Consider the following 26,474-nt stretch of genomic DNA (forward strand, 5'->3'; position numbering starts at 1 on the left):
CCCTAAATGGTGAACAGAAATTCAGTATTTTGGAACTGAGTTCACTATAGCATTATGTTGTTTAAAAATGGCGAGCTAGTTAACAAACTTTAATGACTTTTTCGCTAAAAATAAGATTTTTTTGAGTAGGTTAGGATTGGTTATTTATTATCTTAACCCACCCATTCAGTTAGTGATATTTTAGCCATTAGCTTGCACATGTTTAAGGGCGGCTTGTAAGGCTTCATAGCGGAACAAAAAGGTGTTTTCAGCGGGTAGCGAATCAATCACGTGAAACTTCTGCAGCTGCTCTTTGGTTTGTAGGTTAGGGCACAATAAAAACACTTCACAATGGGCATCTTGCGCATCCTTAATGGCATTTTCTAGCGCTAGGCCGACGGTAACATCGATCATCGGCACGTCAGTAAGATCGAGGATCATCGCTTCATAATCAGCCACACTGGTATGTTGGCGAGAGATCGCTTTTGACACGCTGAAGATCATTGGCCCTGACAGATAGAAAAACAGCACTTTACCATTGGCTTGATCCAGTAAGCCGCGTTCGCTTTGGGTCAGCGGCACATCGTTTTGATCGGCATCACTAATGGCTTTGACTTGCCTTGCTTGCTGCTGGCTTAATTGTTCAATGATAATAATGTTAGAAATAAACACCCCAAGGCCAACGGCAACAATCAAATCGACAAAGACGGTTAAGATCATCACCCCGTACATGATCGCCATGCCTTGCATACTGACTTTGTGAGCCCGTTGAATAAAGCTCCAATCAAGGATATTAAAGCCCACATACACCGCAATACCAGCCAAAACGGCCATAGGAATAGGCTCTGTTAAACCGCCTGCCACAAGTACCACTAATGCCAGCATTAGCGCGCGAACCATACCTGAAACGGGTGAGTGTGCACCTACCTGAATATTGGTCACTGTACCCATAGTCGCGCCAGCACCGGGCAGGGCACCGAATAAGCCAGAAATCATATTGGCCAAGCCCTGACCCCGTAACTCTTTGTCTGAGTCATGCTCTTTACGGGTCAATGAATCGCCGATAACGGCGGTAAGTAAAGTATCGATACAGCCTAAGGTGCCTAGCACTAAGGCATCAATCACCATGGTCATAAAAATATCCACATTGATATGTGGGATCACTAAAGAAGGTAACCCTGCAGGAATAACCCCAATACGGCGAATGCTGTCACTATCAAATAAAATCACTGACAGTAACGTGATGGCGACTAAGGCAACCAGTTGCGCAGGGACGTATTTACGATAGCGTTGAGGGAATAAAAATAATGTCGCTAAGGTCAGCAAGCCTAAAAATAGCTCAGCAAACTTAATGTTGCTTAAGGTGTCGGGCAGGGCTGATAAGGTGCCTAACACACCACCTGCAGGAGCGGCATGACCTAACAGTGGAGACAATTGTAAGATGATTAAAATCACCCCAATGCCTGACATAAAGCCTGAAATGACACTGTATGGCATTAAGGTGACGTATTTACCTAGCTTGAGCGTGCCCAGTAAAAATTGAAACCCGCCGGCCATCATCACCACGGTAAAGGATATTGCCATTCCTGATTCAGGATACTTGGCCACCATGCTAGTTAAAATGGCGGTCATTATTACGGTCATAGGGCCGGTAGGTTCAGATATTAAGCTCGATGAGCCGCCAAATAAGGAGGCAAAAAAGCCCACTAATATCGCGCCCCATAATCCCGCTTCAGCACCAGCGCCAGAGGCAACACCAAAGGCCAGTGCCAAGGGCAGGGAAATGATGGCTGTGGTGACGCCGCCAAACAAATCGCCTTTAAGATTGACGTCTTTGAACCGTTCCTTAAACAAAATGCTAACCCTTTAGAACTAATTTGGCGCAACTTTATCAAATATTTAACTATTTTGTATAGATAAGAGGCGGTTGTTTATATCAATAAGCAACTGGTTGGCGCAGCTGTTGAGGCAAATATTTAACTGTTTTTATAGATAAGCGACAGGTTGGCGTGGTTGTTAAGGCAAATATTTAACTGTTTTTATAGATAAGCGACAGGTTGGCGTGGTTGTTAAGGCAAATATTTAACTGTTTTTATAGATAAGCGACAGGTTGGCGTGGTTGTTAAGGCAAATATTTAACTGTTTTTATAGATAAGCGACAGGTTGGCGTGGYTGTTAAGGCAAATATTTAATTGTTTTGTATAGATAAGAGGCGGTTGTTTATATCAATAAGCAACTGCTTGGCGCTGCTATTGAAGTAACGAGCAATGAGCAATGGGTACTGGATCAGGGTTAAAATTGATGAATAAGCCTACAAAAACGCCCAATGACACTACATTGGGCGATTTAGCTAACGGCGCTTTTTAACGCCACTAAACAGTAATATAAATAACGCTTACTGGTTAAGTTCTAACTCATAGAAGCTTGCTTGGGCATAGTCACCGGCTTCCATACCGCGCCACTCACAGTTTGAGCTACTGGCTTTGGTATTACATTGATTGTAAACACCCGCTTTGTAGTACATCCAATCAGCTTGGTAGCCTTGGTCAACTTCATGGCCTTGGTAATTACCTTCAGCTAGGTTCACATCAAAGGTTTTAACGATTTCGTTGGCTTCACCAGGATTTTTGGTGAAAGTAAGCTGCATGATGTCGCCTTCAATATTCACTTCATAAGAGAATATTTCGCCTAGACGGATACCATCTTGTGGATCGTCATGGTGCTCACGTAGGTTGTAGGTGCCAAATACATTATGGCGAATATCTTTACGTAGCTTCTTGCCGTTACTGTCTCTGGCATCTTGTAATTCTGGAATTGGGTTTAGCTCGTAGTTCCAAGACAGCGAACCAAATTCGTGACCCGGCAGCTTACGATATAAGATTTTTAATGGCTCGTTATCTGAACCATGAATTTGGCCAATAACCACTGCAAAGGCATTGTTCTTGCGGTATTCACCACTGGTACTGACTTGATCAACTGCCAAGGTGGCTTTTAGTTGGCCGCCAATTGCGCCGTATTCGCTAGCATTGGGGTGAGAGGCAATCACAAAATTTGTTTTTGGGTCATCGTACTTTTCAGCCAACATGCCGCGTAATTCACTACGGGTGTTTTTACTATTTGGCGTTGTAGGCGCTTCATTTGGTGCGACGAAAACCAAGGCTCCGGTTTTAGGGTCGGTATAAAACCACTCAGGGTGAACGTATGGAGTTTGGGTATTACCAAGGTCGTGGCGATTAATCTCTAAGGCTTTGCCTTTACGCGAACCTTCTGTGGTTAGCTCAGGAAGGGTGATCTTCCATTTTGTTAGGTCAAAATTTTGTGCTGGCGCTTTAGTCGCATCAAGATTGTATTTAGTGAGATCGTAGTTGAACTCTTTTTTAACTTGTGGCGCTGGTGATGTCGCGGAGCAACCTGCAAGAATAGCAACCGCTAGTAAACTAAGATGGAGCTTTTTCATTGTTTTTACCCTTAGAATTATCTCTATTTCATTGCTGTAGAATACTACGTATTATTGTATTACAAAAGTGTGATCAAGATAGGGAAATGAATTTTTTGCTGCACAATTAAGCTAACTTTGTGCACTATTTTGACTTTTAGCAGCCTTGTTCGTGTTTGCTCTTGTAAAAATATCGCAATTTCGCATAATTTTGCACCATTGGGTGGCGACTTGCTTGTCTGGTGATTCAAAATGGTGCAATTGCTGTACTTTAATGTTGCTTTAGCGACGAGCTAATCGTTATTTATGCACTTATTTGGGTCGTAATTAGTCACATTTCACCTTACCCATCAATGTCTTGCACCTTAGTGGTACAAATTAGTATGACAAAACCTTCATAACGGAATAATTCTTGCTTTTGTAAGTCCCTGAATTTAATAAAAGAAAACTTATGGGGATAAGCATGGATAACATTAGTGATGCAATTAGCGTCATGGCACAAAGTGCAAATACATTATTTATCTTACTTGGTGCCATTATGGTGCTGGCAATGCATGCAGGTTTTGCATTTTTAGAAGTCGGTACTGTTAGGCATAAAAACCAAGTGAACGCGCTGGTGAAAATCTTAACTGATTTTGCTTTTTCTGCGGTGGCGTACTTTGTTATTGGCTATCAAGTGGCTTACGGCAGTCATTTTTTTGTGAGTGCAGATGCACTCACAGCTAATAATGGCTACGAGCTAGTTAAGTTCTTTTTCTTACTTACCTTTGCGGCTGCGATCCCTGCTATCGTATCGGGTGGTATTGCCGAGCGCGGCAGTTTTAAACCTTTCTTATTAGCATCAGCATTAATAGTGGCATTCGTTTATCCGCTTTTTGAAGGCATGATTTGGAATGGTAACTTTGGTTTTCAAACTTGGTTAAATGACACCTTTGGCGCCGAGTTTCATGACTTTGCAGGCTCGGTGGTGGTACATGGTATGGGTGGCTGGTTAGCGCTGGTGGCGATTTATGTCTTGGGCTCCCGTCAAGGCCGTAAACCGGGGGTAGCGTTTGCGCCGTCTAATATTCCGTTTTTGGCACTTGGCTCATGGGTACTGATTGTCGGTTGGTTTGGCTTTAATGTTATGTCAGCGCAAACCCTTGATGGCATTAGTGGCTTAGTGGCGGTAAACAGTTTAATGGCCATGGTTGGCGGCACTATTATCGCCTTGATTGTCGGTAAAAATGACCCTGGTTTTATCCATAATGGCCCGCTTGCAGGCTTGGTAGCTGTGTGTGCTGGTTCTGATTTAATGCACCCAGTAGGGGCGTTTATTGTTGGCGGTGTGGCCGGTGGTTTATTTGTGATGGTGTATACCCGTTTACAACGCAGTAGCAAAATTGATGATGTATTAGGCGTTTGGCCGTTACATGGTTTATGTGGTGTGTGGGGCGGCGTTGCTGCTGGCATATTCGGTCAGCAAGCTTTGGGTGGATTAGGCGGCGTAAGCTTAATGTCGCAAGTGGTTGGCACTGTCGCTGGGGTTGCAGTGGCGCTTATTGGTGGCTTTATTGTGTATGGCATAGTCAATAAAATTGCTAGCTTACGATTAAGCCAAGAAGATGAATTTATCGGCGCTGATTTAGCAATCCATAAGATTGGCTCTACCAACTCAGATAAATAGTCTGTTATGCACTAATAGCGGTATAAATCGCTTTGGTGAGTAATACTTTAATTAAGGTGCTAATAGGCGCCTTAATTGATCTTGTTGCTATATTTGATGGGGGTCATGTCATGTATTGTCGATGTCAGTTGTGGTTTGTATGTGGTTTGTATGTGGTTTATAAAAAGCACGCTACCGACACTAAACTGATCATATTGCTATATTTGATGACTGTCATGTATTGTCGATGTCAGTTGTGGTTTGTATGTGGTTTACAAAAATCACGCTGCGGACACTAAACTGACCTGTGTTTCTGGTAAACTCAGTTTATTAGTTGCTAAAGCGTTAGCTGGTAACACATTCGTTCTTGAAACAGTTGATCAGATCGGTTTAAAACTGTTTTTAAATTTTGCTTAAAAGGAATCTCCCATGCGCACATCATTAACCTTATCTGCATCTATCGCCGCTTTATTGCTTGTTCAAGGCTGTAATGAACAAGTTGAGCCACAACCTGAGCCAGCACAAGCAGTGGTAAAAGCGGCCCCTGTTGAAAAAGCGGCAGAAATGGCAAAACCTGATACTAGCTCTGAAAAAGGGATCGCTATGCAACAAGGAACAGTAAGATATTTTGATCTTGAAGGTGGATTTTGGGGCATTCTAACTGACGACGGTCAGCAAATTTTGCCAAGTAACCTAGCAAAAGAACATCAAAAAGATGGTTTACGTTTGAGCTTTAGTGCTGCTGAAGTAACTGACATGATGACGATTCAGCAATGGGGTGTTTTATCAACGTTGAGCAATGTTGAAGTTATTGGCCAAGTAGAAAGTAAAGGTGGTAATCCACTTATCTAGACTTAAATTTATGCCACTTGGCTAAAGCTGTGCTGTTTAAACTTGGTGCAGATTAAGACACGCTTTAAGCAAATGTGATTAATAAGCATAGTTAACATGCCTATTAAACAATGGGCTGACCTATAACAGGTCAGCCTATTTTTTACGCTACTATTCTCAATGTTTGTTTTAGCTGTTTACTTAAAACAGTTTCTTGAACTAGCCAGATATTTAATCCTTTCGACATAAAACCCCATAGCACCTCCGAAGTTGAGCTCAAAGCAGGTTTACAATATAGAACGTAATGTAAATGATAATAATTTCTATTTACATTGTTGTTATTGCTTTGTTAGGATCGCCACATACATTAGTTGGTTCTAACAAAAGGATTGTTTGTAATATGAAATCTCGCTATCACACATCGTTATCTCTTGGGGCAAAAGCCGTTGCTACCGCCTTGGTTTTTAGTGGCGCACCTGCCTATGCTGCTGAAGCAACAACTGAAGCTTGCGATAAAAGCGAAAATATTGAATGCCAGTCTGAACTGTCACAAGAAGCGATTGAGCGCATTGAAGTCCACGGAGTAAAAAGCTCAGTCTACTTTTATGATAAATCGGGTGACAAACGCCGCGTTGCTGATCTGGTTGATACCCCACAAATGATCACGGTATTAACTCAAGATCAAATTCAAGAATCTGGCTTAACCGACCTTAAAGATATTCTTTCTACCCAAGCGGGTGTGACCTTGGGAACCGGTGAAAACGGTAATGCCTTTGGCGATCGTTACATTATTCGTGGCCATGAAGCCCGCAGTGATGTGTTTGTTGATGGTCTGCGCGATCCGGGCATGACTACTCGTGAGAGTTTTGCCACCGAACAAGTTGAAATTACCAAAGGCCCAAGCTCTACCTTTGCAGGACGTGGATCTTCAGGTGGCGCAGTGAACAGTGTCACCAAAAAAGCCTCAACGGCTTATGACTTTGGCCGTGTTGATGCCGCTGTGGGTACTGACGACCATACCCGTTTTACGGTCGATTATAACGTGCCGTTAGCTGAGGATGTTGGCTTGCGAGTCAACGGTCTTATTGCAGATGAAGATAAGCCCGGCCGTGAAGGCATCAGTGCAGAAAGAAAAGGCGCTCAATTATCTTTGGTATATGAGCCATCTGATGTGTTGTCATTTATTTTTGATGGTTACTACATGAAAGCCGATGATGTGGCGGACTTAGGTAGCTACTTTGACCAAGATACCCGTAAGCCGATTGAAGATATTCCGGTTTATGCGCAAGAGTCAGATTTCTTAAGCTCAGATGTGCGCACCTTTACTCTGCGCACCGAATATGAAATTTCAGACAATTTAAGTTTTTATAATGCCACCCGTGTAGGTCGCACTGAAAATGGCTACATTACCACTGGTATGAGCGGTACTAATCGCGCTGCGAGCGATCTTGACGCGCCAGGAGCTGAAACCCTAACCATTAGTACCCATCAAGGACGCCAAGATGTTGAATACTGGAGCACTCAGTTCAACTTATTCTGGAATACCGATATTTTAGGTATGGAGAATAAGTGGGTCTTCGGTGTTGAATATACCGATGAATCAGTGGATAACGGCGTTTATGATATCGTCAATAATAACGCCACTAACTGTATCGTTGAAGGCCGTCGAGGTGACTCAGGTGCTTACTGTATTATTGATGGTAATGGCGATGAAGTTGATAATATTGACCAGCTGATGGGCCGTACTTATACCAAAGGGGCATCTGATGCCATATATAACATCGAAACCATCTCGTCTTACTTCATGGATACCGTGAGTCTTACTGATGATTTAGAGCTATTTTTTGGCTTTAGATATGACAGCTTTGATTACACCAATGACACCTCAAGTAGCCGCAATGGTGATATTTTATATGACTATTCCGACAGCATGTATAACGGCCATGCTGGCTTAGTGTACAACTTGACTGACGCGGGCAATATATACGCTAGCTACAGCACAGCGACGAACATTAACGGCGGCGAGTCTGACCTTGGTGCAAGTTGTGGTTATGGTGGACTTTGTGGCACACCTGAGCAAGTACTGGCAGCAGATCCTGAAGCGGTTGAAAATATTGAGCTTGGCACCAAATGGATGCTATTTGATGATAGCGTGATGTTTTCTGCCTCGGTATTCCAAATCACTAAAGATGATGTAATGGAAAGCGTGGGAGATAGCTATTCAACTCTAGGCAGCCTTAATACCGGTAAAAACCGTGTTGAAGGGATTGAAATTGGCATGGTGGGTAACATCACTGAGGCGTTAAGTATTCAATTATCGGCGTCATTAATGGACTCAGAAGTACTTGAATCATTTAATGAAGATTATATTGGTAAAAAGCTGAGTAACTTTGCTGACGAAAGTGCCTACTTACAACTTCGTTATGAGATTAATGACATGTTCGTCATTGGTGGTGGTTACACTTACCAAGGTGAAATGTTCGGTGGCCAACCTGATACTGCCGCTGGATATGATAGTGAAAATGGCCGTTACAGCATAGAAGTACCTGCATACCAAGTGGTGAGTTTATTCGCGAACTACAATGCCACAGAAGCATTAACCTTCCGCTTGAATGTAGGTAACGTGTTAGATGAAGAGTACTGGACAGCAGCATACCGTTCAGGCTCATTCATGTACCTAGGCGATGCTAGAAACGCTAATTTAACTGCAACATTTGAATTTTAATTAAAGGGATTATCATGATTGTTATTGAGAAAATATTGACTGCTGAAGAAGTGAGTTTATTCAGGCAGCAATTAGCTGACGCGCCATGGTTAGACGGCAAGCAAACCGCCATGGGTATGGCGGCGTCAGTCAAAAATAACAATCAAGCTGATGCTAATGATGATGTGGTGCGCCAACTGGCTAATACTTTATTAGCTAAGTTTGGCAGCACCCCAAAGGTCGTTTCGGCGGCTTTACCCCATAAAATTTTTCCGCCTTGCTTTAATCGCTATGGTATATCTGAAGAATATGGTTTTCACGTAGATGCAGCAGTGATGCGCATTCCGGGCACCAATGAGGTGCTAAGAAGTGATATGTCTATGACCACGTTTTTAAGTGAGCCAGATGAGTATGACGGCGGCGAGTTAATCATTGCTACCGAGTTTGGCGAGCAGCAAATAAAGCTGCCTGCAGGGTACGCGGTATTGTACCCGTCTAGTAGTTTGCACAAGGTAACGGCGGTGACCCGTGGTGAACGAGTCGCAGCCATTACTTGGATGCAAAGCATGGTGGCCGATACTAGTTTAAGGCAAAATCTGTATCAGCTTGATCAAACCATTCAAACGCTCATTAGCCAAGGTAATACCGATCGCACTGAGTTAGATAATCTGCACAATGTTTATCATAACTTGATCCGTCAATTTACCCAGCTGTAAGTCTAAACCCGTTTTAACAGCTAACTCGCTAAATGGCGCTGTTTATAATCAACAGGGCAAATGCCATAAAACTGTTTAAACAGGCGACTAAAATGGCTAGCACTGTGATAACCCAGTGAATAACACACTTGGGTTATTTGCTGACCTTGCTCTATCAGCGTCGCCGCTTGAGTTAAGCGGCTTTGCTGCTGATAAACCATCGGCGTGCAGCCCAAATGTTGTTTAAATTGCTGAAAAAACTTACTGCGACTCATGCAGGCTTGTCGGCACAAGGCATTAATATCTAATGGTTCACTGAGGTGCTGCTTAATATAGTGTAACGCCGCGTTTAGGCCGTTAAATTGTGGGTCGTTATGACTGTGATGCAATAAAAAATCGCGGGTTTGATGACGCATCAAGCGCACTATTAATTCTGAAATCGCCAAATCAATTAAATAACTGCGATCCTGTCCGTTCTCGGTATAAATCGCCACAATTCTGTCTAATAGCGCTTGGGTTTGCTGATTATGGTGGGTATGCACTAAAGATTGTTGGTATTGCCAGTGGCCGTATTGTTTATCGATAGGGGCGCTAAGATTAAGCTTATCGGCAATTTGTTGCACTCGCTCAGTTGAAATTTCAATGGCAAGACAGGTAGTAGGTTGATGGATTTTTGCCTCAGGAAAATCAATTTCTACGGCCTGATTAGGCGCCATAATAAAAGATTCATGGGGGTAAAACGCCGCCTCATAATCATCTACCGCATGCATGACTTTTTTACCTGTTAGCATGCCGCAAAATAACAGTTGGTCAGATTTAAGTGCCACCCTCGAGGCTTGCTCAAAGGTATCGTAAATACTCAGTTCAGATTCAGGTCCAGCAAAGCTAATCTTGTTTTCTACTAGTACCTTTGGCTTGCTGCGCTGCAGTTGTAGGCGTCCACTGATCATATTGTTCCCTCACAGAGTGATACCAAGTCATTTGGTATCTTTGTTCCTGAACAACAATCCTTACTTATGCTGTGATAGCTTGCCCCTTAAATCGCGGAGCTAACTCGTTAACTTAGCTCAGCTTATGGGCAATATCGCCATGAGCTAGACACCAGTTTCACAATCATTTGTACTGTGAGTCAACAGCTGTGGATTCTCAGAATAGTCACTTTCCAATTATTGATTTAGCTTAATTAGTTATCCAAAAAATACAATTAGAGGAAAGTAGCATGATTTACGCAGCACCCGGCGAAGCAGGTTCAGAAATGAGCTATAAATCGGTATATCAAAACTACATAGGCGGTCAGTGGGTTGAGCCTGTTAATGGTCGATACTTTGACAATATCAGCCCAGTAAATGGCCAAGTTTTTTGTAAAATTCCCCGTTCAGATGCACAAGATATTGAGTTAGCCCTTGATGCAGCCCATAAAGCCCAAGCATCTTGGGGTAAAACCTCTGCCACGGAGCGTTCTAATATTTTATTAAAAATAGCCGATCGCATCGAAAATAACCTAACGGCTCTGGCTGTGGCCGAAACTTGGGATAACGGTAAAGCCGTGCGCGAAACCCTTAATGCCGATATTCCCTTAGCGGTGGATCACTTCCGTTACTTTGCTGGCTGTTTACGGGCCCAAGAGGGCAGCGCCGCAGAGATTGATGCCAATACCTTGTCGTACCATATTCATGAGCCATTAGGGGTTGTCGGGCAAATTATTCCGTGGAACTTTCCTATATTAATGGCGACCTGGAAGCTTGGGCCTGCACTCGCAGCGGGCAACAGCGTGATCCTTAAACCTGCGGAGCAAACACCAGCATCAATTCTATTTTTAATGGAGTTAATTGGCGATCTACTGCCTGCTGGGGTGCTTAATATCGTTAATGGTATTGGCGAAGAAGCAGGTCAAGCGCTCGCAACCAGTAAGCGTATTGCTAAAATTGCCTTTACCGGCTCAACTCCTGTTGGCTCGCATATTTTAAAATGCGCCGCTGAAAACATTATTCCCTCCACGGTTGAGCTAGGTGGTAAGTCACCCAATATCATCTTTAACGATGTGGTTAACTTTGAAGATGAATATTTAAGTAAGTGCGTAGAAGGCGCGGTATTAGCCTTTTTCAACCAAGGGGAAGTGTGTACTTGCCCGTCACGGCTACTTATTCAAGAAGATATTTACCCACAATTTATGGAAATGCTGATAGAGCGTTCAAAAGCGATCAAGCGCGGTAATCCCTTAGATACCGACACCATGGTTGGCGCGCAGGCATCGAAAGAGCAGTTCGATAAAATATTAGGCTACATTGATATCGGCAAAAAAGAAGGCGCAGAAGTGTTATTAGGCGGCGAGATTGCATCTGTGGGTGATAATTTTGATAGTGGTTTTTATATTCAGCCGACATTACTTAAAGGCACCAATGATATGCGGGTGTTCCAAGAAGAGATTTTTGGCCCTGTGATATCACTAACCACCTTTAAAGATGAAGCCGAAGCACTCGCCATGGCCAATAACTCTGACTTTGGCTTGGGCGCAGGAGTGTGGACCCGTGACACTAACTTGGCTTATCGAATGGGACGCAACATTCAAGCAGGCCGAGTTTGGACCAACTGCTATCACATGTACCCAGCCCATGCGGCATTTGGCGGCTATAAAAAATCAGGCGTAGGCCGTGAAACCCATAAGATGGCCTTAAATCATTACCAACAAACCAAAAACTTGCTGGTGAGTTACGACATTAACCCGCTAGGTTTTTTCTAAGCGATTAATCTGCGGATAGCTGAAGTTTGATAGTTAATGGCTATTTTAAAAGGCTATTTTTAAAGCTATTTTTAAGCTAAATATTAATAGGGCAAACAAGTTAGCTTGCTTGCCCTACTTATAATCTAAGATGGCTCTTTTTTAGAGAGATGGTTCATCAGTAAATGAACTAACCCCATATACACACATACGCCCCACCAGATAGCATCACTTAATTTAAAGTCTAGTTCGGCACAATAGCCTACGCTGCCATCATATTCTTCATTGGCTTCAGCCCAAATACTGCTGCTGCCACTAAAAACCATCACCAGAATGCCTAAGCTAAATAGGTTGCTGGTTACTCCCCAAAGTGACCATGATACTAGCTCTATTAGCATGATTAGTCCCAGTGCAATAGCTACCACCACCTTCTTGGTTAGCAGGTTTTTAGGCAAAAAATGGGTGATAAACAGCATCAATAAGGTCATTAATGCCGCATATTGAAAGAAGGTATAAATGGTGTCTGCGGCAACCGATTGCAGTAGAAAGCTGAGCAGTATTCCCGAGCCTAAAATTATAATATTAAAGCCTGCAAAGATTTTTATCGGCAACTTTTGGTCTAATAACAGCGCCCCAGCAATGCCGCAGAGCAAATACATGGCTAAAATGGGCCAAAAACCGAGCATATTGAACCACTCAATGGGAATATAACGTATCGCTAAGTAATTACTGACTCCTCCCCAAATGATGGCCAGAAAAATCAGCAGATTAAACTGTAATTTACTGATTTTATAATCAGTTAAAAACACCGCTGAAAGCTGCTGTTTTATCTTGCCTTGATGTGAATCAACCATGTTGCACCATTGTTATATTACCCTTATTAATCAACAGCTAATTTTAATAATGGTAGCGTTTTTTATAAACTGATTTCAATGTCGTGTAGGCTGAAAACTAGCCTGATAAGCACTAAATTTGTGGTTTTTGCTTATCCATCTCAGGTTTAAGTTTCATTTAAGTGTTAAGCCTGATGATGGTGATGTGATAACAATAACAACTTGCCAACTGAGCCACTGCTATTTGTTGATGATGATACAATTTAGTTAACTTTTATCGCCACATGAACAGACAAAGTTATTAGCAAAAATAAAATAATTAAAACAAAATTTGAAGGAGACGACACGTGAAGAGAGTCGGGATAGTGCTGTTGTGCATGTTTATGCCATTAGCGACAGCGTTTGCAGAGCAAACCAAAACCCTTTCAGTGGATGTATTGTGGCAACTAAGCCGTTTAGGTAATCCCACTATTTCCCCCAATGGCGATTACATCATTGCACCAGTAACTAACTACGATGTTCCTGAAGATAAGGGCGCAACTCAATTATGGCTATTTGATAAAGAGGGCAACAGCCAGCGCCCAATTACCGCTAACGGTTTACGGGTGAGCGAACCAACCTTTTCACCAGACAGCAATACTTTAGCCTTTATCAGTAAGCGTGATAAAGACGAAGCAGGCCAAGTATACTTATTACCGATGAACAGCCCAGGTGAAGCCCAGCGCTTAACTGAAGTGCCAAGCGGCGCGTATGGGATTAAGTGGGTTGGTGAGCATATTTACTTTATCAGTTCAGTATTTCCGGGTAAAAACTGGGATCAAGTAGCCGAGCAACTAAAAGCTGATAAAGACGATAAAGTGTCAGCGCACCAATGGAATGCACTGCCTTATTCAAGCTTTGATCATTGGCTGGATGAAGACCGCGAAGCCCATGTGTTTCGTATTCCAGCTAAAGGCGGCGATATTGAACCAATCACTCAGCCACTAAACAAGCAGCTACCACGTTCATCTCAAAGTGCAGCTAGCTATGACATCGATCCAGCTGAGCGTTTTATTGCCTTTAATAGCAATGGTTGGGACAACCAAGTTGACGCTAAAATCGATATCTTTTTCGCTAAAATCGGTAGCGCTAAGGTTGAAAACTTAACCCCGAACAACGAAGCGCCAGATTCAAACCCAACATTTAGTCCAGACGGCAAAACCTTGGCTTTTACTCGCCAAACTATTCATGGTTTTTATGCCGACACTGCCAAGCTAATTTTGCTCGATGTTAACAAGCGCAGCGAAAAAATGATTGCCAAAGATTGGGATCGCACCGTAGCGCGTTTTGTATGGACACCAGACAGCAAAGGCTTTTATGCTGCGATTGATGATGCGGCAACAAGACGTATTTTCCATATCAATGCTAAAAACGGCAAAGTAAAAGCCATCACTAAAGCCACTAACTTTGGTATGCCTGCACTGGCGAATGACGGTACTTTAGTGGCCGCCAATGATAGCTTTACTTACCCTGCACGCTTGGTAAAAATCAATCCACGCAATGGTAATAGTACCCGTCTAGACAGCTTTAATGATGAGATTTTAGCGGATATCGATGTGGGTACTTATGAGTCAGTGACCTATAAAGGTTATAACGATCAAGACATTCAAATGTGGGTTCATTATCCACCGGGATTTGATCGCAGTAAAAAATACCCATTAATGATGCTGATCCACGGCGGTCCACACAGTGCGATCTCTGATGGTTTCCATTATCGCTGGAATGCACAAACCTTTGCGTCATGGGGTTATGTTACTGCGTGGCCAAACTTCCACGGTTCAAATAGCTTCGGTCAAGACTTTACCGACAGCATTAACCCTGATTGGAAAAACAAGTCTCTGGAAGATGTATTTAAAGCGACTGAATGGTTTAAGCAAAAAGATTGGATCGATAATGATCGTTTAGTGGCAGGTGGCGCAAGTTATGGCGGTTACTTGACCTCAATTATTTTAGGTCAGAAAGAACAGCCATTTAATGCGTTATTTATCCACGCTGCGGTATATAACATGTACTCGCAAATGGCGGCTGATTTCTCGGTTCACAGTACCCGTTTTGGTAACTACTGGGACAAGCCAGAAATTTACCAGGCTATCTCGCCGCATTACGGCGCTGAAAACTTTAATACCCCAACCTTAGTGGTTCATGGTCAGCTTGATTACCGTGTGCCTGTCGGCCAAGGTTTTGAGTTATTCCGCACGCTACAAACCCGTGGTGTTGAGTCGAAGATGATTTACTTCCCTGATGAAAACCACTGGATCATGAAGCCGAACAACTCAATTTATTGGTACAACCAAGTTGAGCAGTGGATGAACCGCTTTGCTGAACCTGGGGCTAAATAGTAAGTGCTGAATAATTTAGCTTATTAAGCGTTACTAACTGATTAAATTCACTTGTAAAAAAGGCTGCTGCAGAATTTCTGCAACAGCCTTTTTGTTATTTATCACTTAATCGCCGTGATGATGTTTCTTTTCTAAAATCTCAGATTAGAGATTTAACACCTAAAAAGTGAAGCTCGTTTGCAGAGCTGCACCCATATTGTTTTCATCACTGTAATTGGCTGAAATATCGATATTAAATACTCCAGCAATGGATAAACCTAAACCGGCTGTCACGCTGTCATCGATATTATCTGTTAAATCTGTTTGGTAACCGGCGCGCAATTTAGCCCAGCTAGCAGGGGTAAACTCAAGCCCAATAGCGGCTAGTTGGCGATTGTCATTACTGCTATCAAACTGGTTAAGGGTGCCATCAATATTGCTATAACCTTCAGACTCATTTAACTGCACATCAATGGCTGCGGTGATAAAGCGGTTTTGATAATTGGCACTGACAGTATAAGTGGGGCTTATTTGATATTGACCCTGCACGCCATTAATGAGCTCAGTGTCATAGCTATTCTCGATTAAGTTTTTACCCACAAAACCAAAGCCAAAACCGGCGTTATGTTGATAAGCAATACCCACATCAAGGTTCATGTTGCTTTGATCGTTTTGGTAGCGATCATCATCCCAGTCATCAAACTCAAAGTTATCAATGTCCGTAATATAATTAATGGTGTTTACCGTCTGATATTTAGGTGACAGCCCATAGTAGAGCTCGCCTGTGGCAAACTGATGAGACTTAGCTAAGCTGACACCAATTTCAGTCACGACCACACCCATGGTTAACGCTTGAGAGTTCAGGTCTTGATTGATGATATTGATAGGATCAAGATCGCCATCAGCAATATCAGCAAACACCAGTGCATCGGCATAGGCTTGGGCAAACAGGTTTATCGATACCACTTTATTGGGGATCGCAATGGCTAGCTGAGTACCCACTTGTACTTGGGCGTAATTTCCTTGGATCAACTGCAGTTGATCAATCACCACTTGGGCATCCGCTTCAGTTGGCCTGCTGATGTTTTTAAACTCATCATAAACATCTGAAAAATCTTCAACATTGTCGATAGTGTCAGTGGGATCGTTAGCGTGCACTCCAAAAGACGGGAACAATACCGCCACCCCATCTGACTCTTTAAAACGCGCCGTTAATGCAGGGTTATGAAAAGGCGCCGTTAAATAATCAGCGCTGCTAACACCCACGCCGCCCATGGCATGTGAGCGCGCATCAAAACTGTGATTATTAGCTTGAACTGAGGTAGCAAAGGCTGCAGCCATGCATAAAGGAAGGTAGCGCAGTGTTTTTGTAGTTATTATAGGCATATTAATCCAGCAACATATTGTTATTAATAGTTTTATTGAGGTTGTTTCCAAGCGGGATTATAGCATTGCTTAGGCTCATTGTTACCGAGTGTTTGTGCTTATGTGAACTATGTAGTGTTATGTTTATGTTTTTTAACCTATTAGCAAGTGACGGTTTTAAAGCGTCACTTTAAAATGTCATTTTAAACTGTGACTTTAAAATCATTAGCTCAGTTACTTCATTTCCACTAGGTTGCAGGCACAGATATTAGTACTGGGTAAAAAATACAGTAACACGGTATTTTGTTGCGCATTTCGATTGGTAATTTGAATCGTGAGGTTATGGACACCTTTTTTACTGATATTTCTTTTAGCAAAGGCTTCTAAGTGGCTGGCATGCTGTGGTAATGGCAGTTCAGTGTTATGCCGAATTAATTCATTGTGGGTTAAGTTTAAAATGTAGGTGTCTTTTTCTTTATAGGCGCTAAGTACATCGCCAGTTAAATACAAGGTCGCAATGGGGTTACCATCAGTGCTGAAGTAACGATAGCTGATACTGGCTGAACGTTTTTGTAAGGTAAAATCAGCGATCAATGAGTGATGTTCAATGGTGTCACTGTTCGGGTTTTTCGCCACTAATTCATTGCGACAAGATAACACCATATCCACTTCGGTGGCTTTGATATGCTGGTAAACAATGACGCTGCTGACAATGGCTATTAAGGCTGCCAGTATTCTGAATATGATGCGATTAGTCACAGAGCGATACCTCAGTTAGCCATTTATCGGAAATAAAATTCGGGGTTAAGCTAAAATCGCTGGTTTTAATATTACGCATAAAGTTATCCCCATTGGACTTATGTCCAGCTAAAGAGATATTTAGCACCTGCATGTCGTTAGAAAAGGCCAGATACACTTGTTGCCACACTAAAGTCTCGCACTGGTTAAGCGCGGCAATAATTTTTTCTTCAGTAGGGGTATCTTGTTGCATTGATATGCTGGGTGACTCAAGCCATGCCAGTTCAATTTGCTGTTGATTATCAAGTTGTACAAGGCGGCTATTTTTAATCGGCGTTTGTGCTGGTTTAAATAGGATGTATTGATGCATAGCCGCAATAATGGCGGTTAACACCACAATTGTTAGCGTTACGGCGAAGATAAAGTGTTTTTTGTGCTGAGCTGATTTTTGAATCCAACTGGCTGCTGGTGGGGTGATATTGAGCCGATAACCTTTACGCGGGATGGTTTCAATTAATTCAGCATAATTTTCGCCAAAGTACTTACGCAAGGTAAATACCGCTTTTGCCACTGCCGATTCACTCATAACAGGGCTTTGAGAGCCTGCACAGGCTAATTGCCCCTTGGTCATGATGCGATTGGGGTGGCGACTTAATTGCTCTAAAACCTGACTTTCGGTGCGGGTAAGGTGCAGCTGAACTTGAGATTCAGTATTGAGTATTTGGTTATTGGCAATATCAAATTCAAAGATTTCAATGCGCATGTAAATCACACTCAGATAAACATTCTATTGTTAAGTTTACCGCAAATAAATCATCACAAACATTCTACAAATCACAGTTTTACTATACTGCAGCGCAAATTTGCAGCTGGCTTTTGCTAAAGGCCACTCATTACTTCTTTATTATGACCAATCGCCATTGCAGTTGCGGCTGCTCGTATCAAGCTCCAGCGCGTCGTATATTTGCTAGTTCTGCTACGGATAATTAACTCAATGTGATCTGGGTCACATTGATTTTTAAGTAATATCAAAAGTAAAATCCTGTAATTAGTATTACACGCTAAATAATGCCTTTATATTGATATTTAACGCTTCAAATGGTGTTTTTGACGCTATTTAATTTACCTTTCATTCGTTTTTTCTAATGGATATTTTAGCTTGAATATTACTTTGAGCTAGCTCCCATAGGTATTTTCCCTATCTGTCATTCTTATCTCAAGCCAGAAACGCGAGTGCTAAATATGCACATATTTACCGTTCTGCCAGTTATCAACACTCGACTTAAAAGTTGGGAATAAATATAAAAATGCGAGGCAAGTGATTATGAAAACTCTAAATAGAAGACAGGCGATCAACCGTATTATTGGTATTTCTACTGCGGCAGCGGGCGGGGCACTTATCGCTAATCCAGTTATAGCGGCAGTGACCAATGTCAGCGGAGATTGGAAATTAGAAGTGGGTACCCGCTTAGCTTACAGCAAACTCGATCCTATGGTTGTGGCAAAACGTGCCTATGAAACCGGTAATGGCTGTATGTTCCAAGTGTTTGATAGCATTATTCAAAGCTTGGCAGAATCAGATTCTGTTGATGCTGATAAGTTCGCCCAAGTGCCAACCGCCATGGCGCATTATGGTTATGCAGGTATGCTAGGAGAAGGCACTGTTTGTGGCAATATTAACGCCACAGGTATGTTGGTTAATTTATTATCCATTAATGGTGAGTCAGCCAATGCAGTGCTAAGTCAAACCATGCGTTTTTATGAATCAGAAACACTACCGTTTCAAACGGCTGAATTTATTGAAGGTATTGGCGCGGACATGACAGAGACCTTAGCTCAAGTCGGTAAACCTACAGCGGCAAATAGTACCCTTTGTCACAGCTCTATTAGTCTTTGGGCCAGTGAAAATGGTAAGTCATTTAGTGAAAAAGGCATGCGCTGTAAACAGCTTTCAGCCTCTGTGGTCTATGAATTAGTTACGATGCTCAATAACGCCTTTGATGGTGAAACTGTGAATGATCATCCTGTTTCTGAAGCGACTCAAGATTGCCAAGGTTGTCATACATCGTCATCAACATTTGCCCCTAGTGTGCAAACGAATATGTCATGTAATACCTGTCACGGCGGCCACTAATTGCTGGGAGTAATAACATGAAACATTTTAAATTATGTAGTGTGATTGGCTTGAGTTCGATGTTGTTGTTTGGCTGTGGTGGCTCTGATGATGAAACTATCGATCCGCCAACTGAGCCACCAGTAGAGCCTCCGGTATTAACGGTTAATATCGATCAAACTGAGACCCTAACTGCTAGCTTACAATCTGTTGATGCAGAAAATGGCACTGTAACAGTAAAACTGACCGGTGATGATGATTTGTCGGTCACTGACGCAAGTGCATTTAACCTGATTATTATGGGTTACCCTTCAAAAACGCAGTCGTCAACCAAGTACAATCTGGACTGGCATCAGGCCAGTCATGCAAATTGCATTGAGGCTGAAACCTGCTCACTTGATATCAATGAAGCCGAATCAGGGCTGTATTATTTAACCTTAGACAGTGTGAATTGGAAAACAGCGGTTGAGACTTACCGGGTAGCCTTAGAAGTGAAAGGTGACAAAGCCCATTATGAATTAGTGTTTATGGACTAATATTCTGATTCATATAAAAATCAAAAGCCTTTTCAGCATGAAAAGGCTTTTTACTGTGCATAGTATCTTACTGTGCAAAGGATCGATTAATTCAAAAACCGATCAATGGTTTTTTGCACATCATTGGGCATGATAGGTTTAGTCAGGTAATCATCAGCGCCAATTTTTAAGGCTAATTGTTGATCTGAGGCTTCAATGAGTGAGCTGACAACTACGATCGGAGTATTGGCGATCTCAGGCTGATCTTTAATAAACTTTATCACTTGGTAGCCATTAATATTGGGCATAGTAATATCAACGAATATGAGGTGGGGGCGGATACTTGCAAGCATTTCGATAGCTGCATCGCCAGAATTTGCTGTCATAACCCGATATTCATCGCCCAAAATTGCCAACAACAGGCCTGTGCAAACAGGATCGTCATCAATTACCACAACCGTAGATTTTTCCATTAATGCCTCATTAACAACTAGATACTCTTGGTCTTGTATTGTCATTATAGCGTAAAGCGACAGCGGTCAATGAAATATCAAGCCAGAAACAACATTGAGGGGATTTTTGTTTCTGGCATTGTCGTTATCAAACCAAGGTTTGATATTGCGGCAGTAAGCTTACTTAGAAGGTGGCAATTGAGGCCAAGTGTGCTTCAAGTTCTGCTTCTGTGGTGGGGGTGATCTCAAGTTCAATTGATAGCGGATCGCTGCCATTAAGCATAAATGCCGCTTGTTTGTTGTGATCGTAATGAAACCATTTTCCATTAATACACACGTCGGTATAGCAGTTCGGTAGTAATTCCATGAGTACACCTATTATTTTATGTGATGGAGCTTGTAGGGCTTTATTTGTGATACGAAAGCACAGTTTGAATCTGCTTACGTGATCTTGGTCACCTTTATAAGACAATAGTTAAGCTAGGAGCGCTTTGATCTGCATCAATTGAGTTAGCGTTTTGCTGGACGGAAAAAGACTTTTTGCAACACAAAACACTAAATAAGGCTCACTTTAAAGCTTATTTAGATATTAACTCTGCTATTTTTCTGTTGTTTAGCTTTTACGTTTGGCTGTGGTTATTCGCTTGTGGTTCTTCGACTGCGGTTATTCGACTGTGGTTCTTCGACTGCGTAAATAAACTGCTATGCTTTAATTTTTGTAGATCGCCACTCGCCGATGGATGAAATGCTTTGCTTTGAACAGGAGAAAATCCAATGAATATTGCTGTAACAGCAGCCAGTGGCCAACTTGGCGCTGCAATAGTCAAAGCCCTGCTTGCTTTAGGCGGCAGTGATAATGTTATCGCCCTTGCTAGAACCGTCGACAATGCTAAACACTTAGGGGTTGAAGTTCGCCCAGGTGATTACGATAATCTCGCTGAGCTTGAGACTTCGCTTGATGGTATCGATACCTTGTTACTGGTATCAGGCATGGAAGCCCCCGAAGCGCGTATTCCTCAGCATCGCAATGTTATTCAAGCTGCCAAGCAAGCTGGGGTTAAAAAAATTGTCTACACCAGTGTTCAAGGCGCAGAGGAAGGCACGGCATTTTCTCCAGTTATTCAGAGTAATCGCCAAACCTAGCTAGATGTTCAGAGCTCAGGGCTTGAGTGGGTTATAGGCCGAAACGGTATCTATATTGAGCCGGATATTGAGTATATTGAGAGTTACAAGGCGGCTGGCGTTATTTCTAATTGCGCTGGCGATGGCATGTGCGGTTACACTACTCGAAAAGAGCTGGCATTTGCCTATGCCTGTATGTTGACTGAAGATAAACATAATGGCCATGTTTATAACCTCCATGGTGAGTCAATAACTCAGTATCAATTAGCCGAATATCTGAATAGCACTTTTGATCTGAGTCTTAAATATATCCCTATTTCAGTTGCGCAATACCGCGATGATCGCACCGCTGAACTGGGTGAATTTATTGGTACGGTGATCGCAGGTATTTACCAAGGCATTCTCAATGGTAAATCAGATAACCCCAGCGACTTTCAAAAAGCTGCAGGTCGTAAGCATCAAAGTTGGGATGATTACTTTTCAAGTCTTAAAGCTTAAGTCTCAAAGCTTAAGTCTTAAAGCTTAAGTGTTAAAGCTCAAGTCTTAAAGCTTAAGTGTTAAAGCCCAAGCCTCAAAGCTCAAGCCTCAAAGCTCAAGCCTCAAAGCTTAATGTCGCCGTTAATGCGCTCGATATTAATCAGTTTATCGTCATAAAAAGCAGGCTGAAACTAACAAGACCCTAGCTCAAACTAACTGGTTGCGTCTTGATTAAACGTAACCAGTTAATCCAAACCCTGTTTAAAACCGTATAACAGCTCTCTACTGGTTAACATTGCGACAATTAAATAGTTGATATAATCAACTAGCGTGACCATAGTTGATTTTATCAACTAAGTTTAATTTGTTTCATTAAGCCGGAGAGAGATTATGATCCCTAAAATTAACCGAGAAAATAGCTACCGCATTACCATTGAAGAGGTTACTTCAGGCCAAGATACTGGCAAAAGCTTAAGCTTTGAGTTTCAAGATAGGGAAGATCTATTCAAGGCTGTTGAAAATATAAAAAAGGGCAGTGGTTTAGAAGCGCCGCTTGCTACCAGAGTCGCAGTAGCTTTACGACTATATAGGCCCTGTGATGATGCAAAACCGCAAGCATCCACTATTTTTGGATTTTATGCCTCACTTTAAAACCTTTATGAACAACCTGAAAAGCACAGTAAAACAAGCCATCACAGCTAAATAATCCCTAGGTTAATTTGATGCTTATCAAGATGAAGTGTTGAGATAATCAGCTTTCAAAAAAGGCGCAGTCATTCACTGACTGCGCCTTTTTATTATTTAAGCCTGTTTTTAAACATTAAAAAAGGGCTTAAGGTATTTGAGCAAACCTCGTTACTTAACGGATGAGTCCAGTACATTGTAAGAGGCATGTTTACCTAGCTGTTTAGCAAAATACTTATTGGTTTCGGCTAAAATAATGTGTCTTAAACCAATAATCCCGATCAAGTTAGGAATAATCATTAAGCCATTAACGGTATCGGCCAGCATCCAAATAAGGTCTAGTTGAATAAACGCGCCGCCAGCAATCAAGCTTAAAAAGATAAACTGATACAGTTTAATACCTTGTTCACCTAAGCGTTTGCTGGTTAGGTAGTACCAACAACGCTCGCCGTAATAATGCCAACCCAGAATTGTCGTAAAGGCAAAACACACTAGCGCAATGGTCACCACATACTGGCCGACAATCACTGAGCCGCCAGAGGCAAAGGCAGCACTGGTCATTGCTGCGCCAGCGGTATCGCCATTCCACACACCGGTAATAATCAGCACTAAGCCTGTCATGGTACAAATCAAAATGGTGTCAAAGAAAGTGCCGGTCATGCTGACTAAGCCTTGCTCAACCGGTTCTTTGGTTTTAGCAGCAGCGGCCGCAATGGGCGCACTCCCTAAACCCGATTCGTTAGAGAATACCCCGCGGGCGATACCAATTTGAATGGCTTGCGCCACTGTTGCGCCTAAGAAACCGCCTGCAGCAGCAATGGGGGCGAAGGCTGAGTGTAATACTAATTCAATGGCCGGAATGATTTGCTCAGAAAAGCTAAATAAAATCCACAAACAGGCCAGTACATAACCTAGCGCCATAGTCGGTACTAACTTTTGCGCCACATTGGCAATACGTTTAACGCCGCCGATAGTCACTGCAGCGACAAGAGTGGTAAGTACGAGGGCGGTCACCCAAGTCGGCACATCAAAGGCAATGGTCATGGCATCGCTAATGGCATTCACTTGAGCGAAAGTACCGATACCGAAAAAGGCTACGCCAACACCAAAAATTGCAAAAATATTGGCCAACCATTTAAGACCGAGGCCGCGTTCAATGTAGTACATTGGCCCGCCAGCAATATTGCCTCTGGCATCGGTGGTGCGATATTTTACTGCCAGCATACATTCGGCATATTTGGTTGCCATACCAAAGAAGGCGGCTAGCCACATCCAGAAAAGGGCGCCCGGGCCACCGATTTTAATCGCGGTGGCCACGCCGACAATATTACCGGTACCGATAGTGGCAGATAGCGCTGTACATAAGGCCGCGAAGGAAGATAAGTCGCCTTTGCCGTTAGCAGGTTTAAATAATAAGCTTAAGGCCTGTGGCAGCTTAAGGACTTGGAGTAATTTAAGGCGAATGGTGAGATATAGCCCGGTACCGATCAGTAAGCATAGGGTAATAGGGCCCCAAACAATGGCATTGATATCGGCCAAAAGCGCGTGAAAATTCATGGTGTTCCTCGAATATTAAACAACAAAATTAATATGGAGGAGGAAAAGAAATGGCTGGATTTGTGGTACTGAGGAATACAGCTCGCGCAGGCGTTCACCATGATTGATGACATTAGGCACAGCAGAAAACGACAGTGACCATAAATGAATACAGTCATCCTCTCCTCTGTCCTTTTGCCTGAGCGTTTCGCGGCAGTTGAATTACTTCAGCTGACACTTTCGCCTTCGGCGCTGTAATGACATTAAGCTAACGAACCGCTAATGCTTACAGTCTCTCCAGAGGCTCGTCCAGTAACAGTCCTCACCACTATGTGGCACCTGAAAGAGTGGTTTACTAAATGATATCAATATCATCCAACAAACTTGCCTCGTCGGTGTGGGGTTACTCCCCACTCTCCTGCTACCTTCATCCGAACGGATCTTTTTGCTAAGTGATTAACAGCTTTAACAAAAAGGACTGACAGCATGCGTGATGTTCCCCATGCGCTCAAGAGAGCTGTATCACAGTTTTATCAACAGGCTGTTTAATTGGTTTATATTTGAACGAGCGCTAATGTCGAGTGTTCTTTGTTAGAACTCCTTGTTAGCGCTCTTTGTTAGGGCTCATATATAGAGCTTGGCAATACTAGCTACTGACCGCCATATTCAAATCAGTTGCTAACCTTTTTAAAGTTTCCACCTGATGGGTAAGCTTTTCGCCTTGGTTGGCAACAGACTCTGATACTTGATGAGTTTTAACAACACTGTTAGCAACTTCGGCGCTGGCAGTATTAAGTTCTTGAACAGCCTGAACTTGATGCACCATAGTATCGGCAAGTTGATTAATATCACTGAGAGTCTCTGCGACCTTAGCAATAATACTGGTGAGCTCATTACTGGATTGCTCAATGACACTTTGGCCGTGAAGCACTTCTTTTTGGCTACGATCTAACAGGCTACGAATTTCGACGGCAGAGGTATTACTCTTAGCTGATAGCTCGCGCACTTGTTCTGCCACTACCGCAAAACCGCGCCCATGTTCACCAGCGCGAGCCGCTTCAATGGCGGCATTGAGCGCCAGTAAGTTGGTTTGATCTGCCACTGAGGTAATTAAATCGGCCACTGACATAATTTCTTTATTACTGACTAAAATTTTGCTGATAGCTTCTGTCGTGGCCGCCAGTGATGAGGCGCTTAGCTGAGCCTGATCATTGATAAGTTGACTGCGACTACGTAAATCGACCACAAATGATTCTGACTGCTCGACATCGTGAGTCATACGGCTAAGCTGTTGATTCATTTCTTCAGCGGCGCTAGCCTGAGATTGGCAGTTTTGATTTAAATCATCCACTTGATGATGCAAGTCTTCAGATTGTGTTTCAAGCACTTCAGCCATGTTAGACAGTTGCACCGCATTGTCACCGGCGCGATGTAAAATCGACGATAATTGCTGCGCGCTTTGCTCCGCATCATTTGCGACTTTTTCTGTTTGATGCTGGGAGTTTTCAGCATGCTCAATGGCTTTATTACGTTGTTTGGCGGTAAAGGCTTGAGCGATAACAATTACAATCAGTGGCATTAATAAACCAGACCAAGCCTCAGTCATGTATGCCGCATCAGACAGTTCCATAACCGGAATACTCACCCCTTGTAACTCTAACATTAGCATCCAAGATGACGCTGCGATGACCAGCGCACTCCAAATCGTCGCCATTAAGATACTGGCCGTTAAAAAGAAGGCGATCAGTAATACCGTTAACCATAGGCTCTGAGTTGAATTGAGTACGCCACCACCTTGGTAAATAAGGTTCAGCGCATGTAGAGCCATACCAAGGAAACCTATATTAAGGGCGAGGGTCGGCATTTTTGCCAAGCGCAAAATCAAGCCTGCACTTATCTCGGCAATAATTAAAAATATAGAGATGTAGATCAATAAGCTATGATCGAATTGCAGCCATTTAAACAGACTGTAAAGGCCGGTAAATAGTGATAAAAGTGAGAAAAATAGAATGACTTCCACATACCTGAGTTGAGTGTCATTCCAGGTATTATTGGTCGGGAAAAAAGCAGCGCGCCATATTGCCAAGGGAGTCATAAAGTTGCCTCTTATAATACAAAGTAGAAAAAGGCCTAGGGGATAAAAAACCGCATACTTACCTTAGCCCAAACTAAATAATGTATATATAAAGTATTGTTTTTATTGGTTTATTAATAGTCATTCTAGATTTACCATGGCTAAGGTGACATCGGCAAACAGTTATCGCCTTAGACCA

Annotated in this window: 23 protein-coding genes and 1 riboswitch; of the genes, 12 read left to right on the plus strand and 11 right to left on the minus strand. The window is 42.7% G+C overall.

The genetic code is table 11. The features are described 5' to 3' along the window. Positions 1-180 precede the first annotated feature (180 nt). The gene (locus BM739_RS06525; RefSeq protein WP_076538713.1) at positions 181-1,836 is read right to left on the minus strand and encodes a SulP family inorganic anion transporter; all 1,656 of its coding nucleotides are present in this window, start codon (positions 1,834-1,836) and stop codon (positions 181-183) included. A 538-nt stretch (positions 1,837-2,374) separates the two neighbouring features. Next, positions 2,375-3,436, minus strand: coding sequence for a polysaccharide lyase family 7 protein (locus BM739_RS06530; RefSeq protein ID WP_076538716.1), 1,062 nt, complete (start codon positions 3,434-3,436; stop codon positions 2,375-2,377). A gap of 442 nt (positions 3,437-3,878) precedes the next feature. Between BM739_RS06530 and BM739_RS06535 the strand changes: the two genes are divergently transcribed. The 4 genes from BM739_RS06535 (at position 3,879) to BM739_RS06550 (ending at position 9,311) form a co-directional block, all read left to right on the plus strand. Then, on the plus strand, positions 3,879-5,081 hold the full coding sequence (locus tag BM739_RS06535; RefSeq protein WP_076538719.1) for an ammonium transporter: 1,203 nt from the start codon (positions 3,879-3,881) through the stop codon (positions 5,079-5,081). 408 nt (positions 5,082-5,489) lie between these two features. Continuing rightward, positions 5,490-5,912 (plus strand): hypothetical protein, encoded by a 423-nt coding sequence (locus BM739_RS06540; RefSeq protein WP_076538722.1) that lies wholly within the window; start codon positions 5,490-5,492, stop codon positions 5,910-5,912. 379 nt (positions 5,913-6,291) lie between these two features. Beyond that, positions 6,292-8,616: a TonB-dependent siderophore receptor gene (locus tag BM739_RS06545; protein ID WP_076538724.1), complete on the plus strand. Its 2,325-nt coding sequence runs from the start codon at positions 6,292-6,294 to the stop codon at positions 8,614-8,616. 14 nt (positions 8,617-8,630) lie between these two features. Continuing rightward, the gene (locus tag BM739_RS06550) at positions 8,631-9,311 is read left to right on the plus strand and encodes a Fe2+-dependent dioxygenase (protein WP_076538726.1); all 681 of its coding nucleotides are present in this window, start codon (positions 8,631-8,633) and stop codon (positions 9,309-9,311) included. Positions 9,312-9,331: 20 nt separating this feature from the next. Here the strand turns inward: BM739_RS06550 and BM739_RS06555 are convergent, their stop codons facing one another. Next, positions 9,332-10,240, minus strand: a complete 909-nt coding sequence (locus BM739_RS06555; RefSeq protein WP_076538728.1) for an AraC family transcriptional regulator — start codon at positions 10,238-10,240, stop codon at positions 9,332-9,334. A 269-nt stretch (positions 10,241-10,509) separates the two neighbouring features. Between BM739_RS06555 and BM739_RS06560 the strand changes: the two genes are divergently transcribed. After that, positions 10,510-12,030: an aldehyde dehydrogenase family protein gene (locus tag BM739_RS06560; protein ID WP_076538730.1), complete on the plus strand. Its 1,521-nt coding sequence runs from the start codon at positions 10,510-10,512 to the stop codon at positions 12,028-12,030. A 125-nt stretch (positions 12,031-12,155) separates the two neighbouring features. Here the strand turns inward: BM739_RS06560 and BM739_RS06565 are convergent, their stop codons facing one another. Then, on the minus strand, positions 12,156-12,863 hold the full coding sequence (locus BM739_RS06565; protein ID WP_076538733.1) for a hypothetical protein: 708 nt from the start codon (positions 12,861-12,863) through the stop codon (positions 12,156-12,158). Positions 12,864-13,189: 326 nt separating this feature from the next. Between BM739_RS06565 and BM739_RS06570 the strand changes: the two genes are divergently transcribed. Then, complete coding sequence (locus BM739_RS06570; RefSeq protein ID WP_076538735.1) at positions 13,190-15,220, plus strand: S9 family peptidase; 2,031 nt, start codon at positions 13,190-13,192, stop codon at positions 15,218-15,220. Between the two features lie 159 nt (positions 15,221-15,379). Here the strand turns inward: BM739_RS06570 and traF are convergent, their stop codons facing one another. The 3 genes from traF to BM739_RS06585 all read right to left on the minus strand — a co-directional run bounded on the left by traF (position 15,380) and on the right by BM739_RS06585 (position 18,065). Continuing rightward, a complete protein-coding gene (gene traF, locus BM739_RS06575; RefSeq protein WP_076538738.1) occupies positions 15,380-16,585 on the minus strand; it encodes a conjugal transfer protein TraF in 1,206 nt (401 codons plus the stop codon). Between the two features lie 213 nt (positions 16,586-16,798). Further along, positions 16,799-17,323, minus strand: a complete 525-nt coding sequence (locus tag BM739_RS06580; RefSeq protein WP_076538740.1) for a hypothetical protein — start codon at positions 17,321-17,323, stop codon at positions 16,799-16,801. Next, positions 17,316-18,065: a winged helix-turn-helix domain-containing protein gene (locus tag BM739_RS06585; protein WP_076538743.1), complete on the minus strand. Its 750-nt coding sequence runs from the start codon at positions 18,063-18,065 to the stop codon at positions 17,316-17,318. The genes BM739_RS06580 and BM739_RS06585 overlap by 8 nt, the downstream gene beginning before the upstream one ends. A gap of 561 nt (positions 18,066-18,626) precedes the next feature. Between BM739_RS06585 and BM739_RS06590 the strand changes: the two genes are divergently transcribed. Both BM739_RS06590 and BM739_RS06595 read left to right on the plus strand, forming a co-directional pair. Next, positions 18,627-19,436, plus strand: a complete 810-nt coding sequence (locus BM739_RS06590) for a cytochrome C (RefSeq protein ID WP_076538745.1) — start codon at positions 18,627-18,629, stop codon at positions 19,434-19,436. A 17-nt stretch (positions 19,437-19,453) separates the two neighbouring features. After that, positions 19,454-19,951, plus strand: coding sequence for a hypothetical protein (locus tag BM739_RS06595; RefSeq protein ID WP_076538748.1), 498 nt, complete (start codon positions 19,454-19,456; stop codon positions 19,949-19,951). Between the two features lie 86 nt (positions 19,952-20,037). On the opposite strand, the gene BM739_RS06600 is transcribed toward BM739_RS06595, so the two are convergent. Both BM739_RS06600 and BM739_RS06605 read right to left on the minus strand, forming a co-directional pair. After that, the gene (locus BM739_RS06600; RefSeq protein ID WP_076538751.1) at positions 20,038-20,403 is read right to left on the minus strand and encodes a PleD family two-component system response regulator; all 366 of its coding nucleotides are present in this window, start codon (positions 20,401-20,403) and stop codon (positions 20,038-20,040) included. A gap of 163 nt (positions 20,404-20,566) precedes the next feature. Then, the gene (locus BM739_RS06605) at positions 20,567-20,749 is read right to left on the minus strand and encodes a hypothetical protein (protein ID WP_076538754.1); all 183 of its coding nucleotides are present in this window, start codon (positions 20,747-20,749) and stop codon (positions 20,567-20,569) included. A gap of 407 nt (positions 20,750-21,156) precedes the next feature. Here BM739_RS06605 and BM739_RS20450 point away from each other — a divergent pair, with 407 nt between their 5' ends. From BM739_RS20450 to BM739_RS20695, 4 genes are all read left to right on the plus strand, one after another. Continuing rightward, the gene (locus BM739_RS20450) at positions 21,157-21,525 is read left to right on the plus strand and encodes an NAD(P)H-binding protein (RefSeq protein WP_254843480.1); all 369 of its coding nucleotides are present in this window, start codon (positions 21,157-21,159) and stop codon (positions 21,523-21,525) included. A gap of 126 nt (positions 21,526-21,651) precedes the next feature. Then, positions 21,652-22,002 (plus strand): hypothetical protein, encoded by a 351-nt coding sequence (locus tag BM739_RS20455; RefSeq protein ID WP_254843481.1) that lies wholly within the window; start codon positions 21,652-21,654, stop codon positions 22,000-22,002. A 369-nt stretch (positions 22,003-22,371) separates the two neighbouring features. Further along, the gene (locus BM739_RS06615; protein ID WP_217697830.1) at positions 22,372-22,632 is read left to right on the plus strand and encodes a DUF3861 family protein; all 261 of its coding nucleotides are present in this window, start codon (positions 22,372-22,374) and stop codon (positions 22,630-22,632) included. Beyond that, positions 22,583-22,687: a DUF3861 family protein gene (locus tag BM739_RS20695; protein WP_368483152.1), complete on the plus strand. Its 105-nt coding sequence runs from the start codon at positions 22,583-22,585 to the stop codon at positions 22,685-22,687. The genes BM739_RS06615 and BM739_RS20695 overlap by 50 nt, the downstream gene beginning before the upstream one ends. 149 nt (positions 22,688-22,836) lie before the next feature. Here the strand turns inward: BM739_RS20695 and BM739_RS06620 are convergent, their stop codons facing one another. Next, the gene (locus tag BM739_RS06620) at positions 22,837-24,222 is read right to left on the minus strand and encodes a sodium:alanine symporter family protein (protein WP_076538757.1); all 1,386 of its coding nucleotides are present in this window, start codon (positions 24,220-24,222) and stop codon (positions 22,837-22,839) included. Between the two features lie 156 nt (positions 24,223-24,378). Next, positions 24,379-24,512, minus strand: a riboswitch (glycine riboswitch). A gap of 335 nt (positions 24,513-24,847) precedes the next feature. After that, positions 24,848-26,296, minus strand: coding sequence for a methyl-accepting chemotaxis protein (locus tag BM739_RS06625; protein WP_076538760.1), 1,449 nt, complete (start codon positions 26,294-26,296; stop codon positions 24,848-24,850). Between the last annotated feature and the right edge of the window lie 178 nt (positions 26,297-26,474).

This window comes from Shewanella sp. UCD-KL21, assembly GCF_001957135.1.
GTDB lineage: Bacteria > Pseudomonadota > Gammaproteobacteria > Enterobacterales > Shewanellaceae > Shewanella.